Raw genomic sequence first — 5,270 nt, forward strand, 5'->3', positions numbered from 1 at the left:
GGTAATAGTCCTCTGGGTCGGGAGTACCCACAGAATCAACAAATGTCGGACGGGTAAGCAGCGTACCTAATTCATATGAAACGCTGGGTAAATTTCCCGGATCTGTTGCAGGTGCAATCGGTAGCGAACTTGTACGTCCTTCCCGAATACCATTGCTGAGAAAATGTTGTTCAGCCTTTTCAAAGTCATTACCAAATGCTGCCTTTAAATCAGGATTGCTATTCAGGTAGACGGTAGGATTGAAAAATTCTGAAGCAACTCGTCCTTCTTTGAGACCAAAGTTTTGGTAGTGTTGCACCAATTGCTCGTCAGTCAGATTAGCTTGTGCTAAGTCAGTGTTGACAGCTCTGTAGTAAGCTGCGTTAAAAACAACTCCAGGTCGGCGTTTCTCTCCGATCCCAAACTGTTCCATATGGCCAAACAGTTGGTTTTTAGTCAACCCTGCGTTGGTGAGGTCGGGATAACTCGTTGCATAGTAGTTGATATCTGCAAACCGCGAGAATTGACGCCCTTCGGTAATCCCCCTATCCAGGAAGTGCTGCCGCAATTGTGCATCTGTGGTAATTCCAGCTCTAGCTAGGTCTGGGTAAAGAGTGCGGTAAAAATTGGCATCAAATAAATTAACGGACATGATATTTCCTCCGAAGATTTGCAATTACATCGTGATTTTGTGAAAAATTGACAGGTAACACTTAGTTGGTGAACTTCTGCTTTTGGAGATAATTATCTGGACGTAAAGCAGATATTAATTCTCCCGAATCTGACCCAATTTAATGGTTATTAGCAATTGGCAATTGTGAGGGAATGATATTTGCCGATGCTCATCCACTCATAATACCTTGATTGTGAGGTATTTCTGAGGCATTTACAGAATTATTGACAGGAAATTGAAACCAAATCTAGAATTAGAAATATTCCCGGAACTCTAGATTATTTTGTTTTGTCTTACCCATCTCAATCTGTTTGTTTCTCTTCTATTGAGTAATACAATTTCTCATGATTGTTTACGGAAGTCCAGCGAAAAAAATTTTGAGCGTTTTTAAACTCTAAGTGTATACGTAATGACTTCGAGATGAATATAAAAGCTTCAAATCATCGGCTTTCCGGTCTCTCTAATCTTGAATTATCGTTATATTTTCTCTGTAGCACCTATATATATGCAAGTGTTGTATTGAAAGTAGGTCAATTTATCTGGAATTGCAGCTATACTTGATGTAGTTTAATAATTTTAAATTCAAAATATCCATTAAAGAAACCCGGTTTTTCCAAAAAACCGGGTTTCTGGAACTCTAGCGAGCTAAATCAAACGCCAAAGCTAACAGAATGGCTGCGATCGCACCCAGTAAAGTATTGATAGCATTGACAACTTCATTGGTCAGCCAGCCTACCTTGCCTTGTACCGTCGCGCCCAGCAGACTTTCCAAATTAGTGGCAACGAACGCCGCCACCACGCACAAACCGACACCTGGGAGGTCGATCGAACCGACACCCCAACCTACAAGTGCGATCGCGATCGATCCCGCCACCCCAGCTAAAGTTCCCTCCAGACTGACAGCGCCTTCCGTTCCCCGCGCTACCGGTTGTAAAGTAGTAATTAGAAATGTGCGTTTACCGTAAGCTTTGCCCACCTCGCTAGCGCAAGTGTCGGAAAGCTTAGTAGAGAAACTGGCGACATAGCCCAAACGCAGCAAATAAAGAGTGGGAGAGGGGGGGAGAGGCAGAAGAGTTGCTAAAGCACACAGCGCCCCCGTAAAAGCCGAACCCCAGACATTTTCTGGCCCACGCGCACCAGAACGCTTTTCGGCAATTCCCTCTGCTTCCTTTTGGGCCATACCGATGCGGGTGACGGCAGATCCAACCAGAAAATAGAACATCACCGTCAAATATCCCTCCCATCCCAGCGTTCCCCAAATCAAAACGCCCAATACCCAAGCGTGCAAGTAGCCTGCGGGTGTGAGCAACTTTTTAGGGGCCAAAAACGCGATCGCCAGCAAAACCGTATTTAATCCCACCGCTACCAGCCAGGGATTAAGAGCATAAATAGTAGAGAGCATTTATTATCAGCCTCCGCGAAAACAGGAAACTATGAACGAAGTTTTATTTCATCTTGCCTTTCCCGTCACCGATATTACCCAAACAAAAGCATTCTACGCTGATGGTTTGGGTTGCGAAATCGGTCGCGAAACGCCAAATTCGGTAATTCTTAACCTTTACGGGCATCAAATCGTTGCCCACGTCGCGAAAGAAGCTGTGACTCCTCAAAAAGGCATATATCCCAGACATTTTGGATTGGTTTTCACTTCCGAAGCGGACTGGGAAGCGCTGCTAGAAAGGGCGAAACAGAAAAACTTATCCTTTTATCAAGAGGCTAAACGCCGATTTGCCGGTTTACCTACCGAACATCGCACCTTCTTTTTAGAAGATCCGTTCCACAACTTGCTGGAGTTTAAATATTATTGTCATGCGTCGGCGATTTTTGGCGATCGGGAGTACGCACAGGTGGGCGATACTGTCTGAGAGGTTCTCCTAGCGCTTCTCCAACTACGGCGAGACACCTGGAGTCTGTCAGCATCCAGGGATGTAGAGGAACCGATACCTGTACATTTTTACCTACCGGCAGCTGAGAACTATTCGCCGGCACGATCATTAAATCCAGGGGTGTCCAGATGGAAGTGAAGTTGAGTCGTTCCAACATGGTGACATCCCGACTCAAATCAGTCAGAAATTCGCTCCCAGGACGCATCTGAACGCAACCGGGTAGTTGAGAACCGTAAGCGGTCAAAGTCCCGCGATGAGGCGATGCGATCGTAATGAAGCGCTGTACGCGATCGATTCCTCCCAGCCGCTGCACGTAGTAGCGGCTGACAATTCCTCCCATACTGAAACCAACTAAATCCAAAGCTTGTCCTGGCGGGAAAGTGTTGGCGACAAAATCTGCAACTTGTTGTGCCAAATAATCTAGGTGTTTGGCACCGTTATTCGGTATGAGATCGAGATCGTACACAGACCGACCCTGCTGAAGCAGGTAGGGAGCCATTCTATGAAAAACTGCGCCGGTATCGTTAATACCGTGAACTAACAGCACCGGGTTGCGATCGTTCTCACTTTTCATATCAACCTAAACGAAAGTTAATCACCTGAATCCAGCTTAGACCGAGCGCTTTGGCAAGATGACCGCCAGCAGACGCACAGTTCGCTGGCACAAACCCATTCGCCACTTTGTTAACTGTTAGATTCGTTAACCACGCCCTGTAAATATTTTGTTACAATCTAAATGTGGGTTAAGAATAAATCTCCGGAAGCTCTCTGAAATTGTAGTGAAATTTCCCATTTTATACTCCTCTTCATTATAACACTACTACTATTCGGATCGCACTTCCATTTCACACCTTATTCCCACATCTGTATTCATGTACAAGGAGTACAATAAATGATTCGACTCCTAGTCAATTTCTTAGAATTTGTTCTCAACAAACTTTACCGCAACCGTTTATATCCGCGATTTTTCGTTTTGGAAACAGTTGCTCGCGTTCCCTACTTTGCCTACACTTCAGTGCTTCACCTTTATGAAAGCATGGGTTGGTGGCGCAAAGCTGACTGGATCAAAGTTCACTTTGCAGAATCTTGGAACGAATTGCATCACTTGCTGATTATTGAGTCGCTTGGCGGAAATAAATACTGGATTGACCGCTTTGTTGCTCGCACGGGAGCCTTTTTCTACTACTGGATTCTCGTTGTTGTGTTCATGATTTCTCCTCGCGCAGCTTATAACTTTACCCAGCTAGTGGAAGAACACGCCTACCAAACTTACGATAAGTTCGTCAAAGAATATGAGGAGCAACTTAAAGCCGAACCTGCACCGCAGGTTGCCATAAATTACTACCGCGAAGGCGACCTTTATATGTTTGACGAATTCCAAACTTCTCATCCCCCAGAAGAACGTCGTCCCAAAATTGATAATCTTTACGATGTTTTCGTCGCTATTCGGGATGACGAGATGGAACACGTTAAAACGATGGTAGCTTGTCAGCAGGCGGACGCCCAACTAACGTTCATGAGTCCCCACAGCCCGTCAGCTAAATTCTTGCCTGAATCAACTCTAAATAAGGTCGAAGAATCTGAGCCTAAGCTTGCAAAAGAAGCAGCTGAAAAAGAACCAGCAACTTTGTTTTGACAAACTTAATTATTGGTTGAATGTAGGGGCGGGGTGACCCCGCCCCTACATTTGACTTTTTCACTCGTTCATATTTCTGTAGGTAGCAACAGCTGAAGGAGATATGCGATTCAAATATCGGAAAATCCAATATTTGAATACTGTATCGAGAATCACCGGAAATGTAGCAATAAACAAAAAGATAAATTGTCTACTTTCCGGTATTCCCAGATGTCGCGATATGCCTTCTAGCAGGACTTCCCATCCATGTGGTGAGTGGAATCCCACGAATATATCGGTAAACAAAATAATAATGAAAGCTTTAGCGCTGTCGCTGAGACCGTACACAAGCTCATCGATAAAAGATTTCAAAACGGCGATTTCTCGACGACTTGTAAATATCACCAGACCAAAAGCAACCAAGGACAGTAAATCGGAAAAGACATTTTTAATGGCATCAGCACTTTCGTGCCGAGATTCTTCGGCGATTTCCTGCGCTCTTTCTTTGAGTTTTACCTCTATTTCCTCTGCCGAAAACTTCGGAACTTCAAAAATCAAGTTCTCAAATTCTAATCTTTCCTTAAATACTTGTAACTCACCCAGCGCTTCTTCTTCCAAATCGCGGTTTATGAAAATATCGACCTTATTCTCATCTCTCAACTTGTCTACTATTGGGCCGACTATAAAAATCTTAGATAGTTGATAAGTGAGCAGCGGTGCTATGATTAAAATTAAAATAAACTTAATAGAAACTGCTGTTTTTGCCTTGGACTTGCGGAATTTTTTGACGACTTCTTCTTCTGATTGAGGGTCTAACTCTCTCTGGAGCCGATTCAATGTTTTAAAAATCGATCTTGGTAAAACACCTGTTTTATCAGTGGCAGTTTCATTAATTTTGGTTTCCAGATCGGATTTAGATAAATATACTTGTTCGTTTTTATCGTTTGAGCTAAAATCTTGGGAAGCCAAGTCATTTTTGGCGGGGACTACTACCAAGGATAAAGATGTTTCCGGTTGCGATTTTTTCGATTCGCGAGTGTATTGAGAAACAATGCGATCGATAAACTTAAGTTTCTCTAAAATTACCGATGGTTTATCTCTAGCATCCAGCCCATAA

Annotated in this window: 5 protein-coding genes and 1 pseudogene; 2 read left to right on the forward strand and 4 right to left on the reverse strand. The window is 43.7% G+C overall.

All coding sequences use genetic code 11. The features are described from left to right. Both H6S82_RS16985 and H6S82_RS16990 read right to left on the reverse strand, forming a co-directional pair. Positions 1-631: pseudogene (locus H6S82_RS16985) on the reverse strand (hypothetical protein); the annotation flags it as partial. A 658-nt stretch (positions 632-1,289) separates the two neighbouring features. Next, entirely contained in the window at positions 1,290-2,054 is a 765-nt protein-coding gene (locus tag H6S82_RS16990) for a TIGR00297 family protein (RefSeq protein WP_190475188.1), read from the reverse strand. Positions 2,055-2,085: 31 nt separating this feature from the next. Here H6S82_RS16990 and H6S82_RS16995 point away from each other — a divergent pair, with 31 nt between their 5' ends. Next, entirely contained in the window at positions 2,086-2,517 is a 432-nt protein-coding gene (locus H6S82_RS16995; RefSeq protein ID WP_190475186.1) for a VOC family protein, read from the forward strand. Here H6S82_RS16995 and H6S82_RS17000 read toward each other — a convergent pair. Then, positions 2,447-3,112, reverse strand: coding sequence for a triacylglycerol lipase (locus tag H6S82_RS17000; protein WP_190475184.1), 666 nt, complete (start codon positions 3,110-3,112; stop codon positions 2,447-2,449). The two genes, H6S82_RS16995 and H6S82_RS17000, sit on opposite strands and share 71 nt — an antisense overlap. Positions 3,113-3,430: 318 nt before the next feature. Between H6S82_RS17000 and H6S82_RS17005 the strand changes: the two genes are divergently transcribed. Continuing rightward, entirely contained in the window at positions 3,431-4,174 is a 744-nt protein-coding gene (locus tag H6S82_RS17005) for an alternative oxidase (protein WP_190475182.1), read from the forward strand. Positions 4,175-4,234: 60 nt separating this feature from the next. On the opposite strand, the gene H6S82_RS17010 is transcribed toward H6S82_RS17005, so the two are convergent. Further along, the coding region (locus H6S82_RS17010) for a proton extrusion protein PcxA (RefSeq protein ID WP_191056455.1) at positions 4,235-5,270 on the reverse strand (1,036 nt) is incomplete at its 5' end.

Source organism: Planktothrix sp. FACHB-1355, assembly GCF_014748295.1.
Taxonomy (GTDB): Bacteria; Cyanobacteriota; Cyanobacteriia; order Cyanobacteriales; family Aerosakkonemataceae; genus Aerosakkonema; species Aerosakkonema funiforme_A.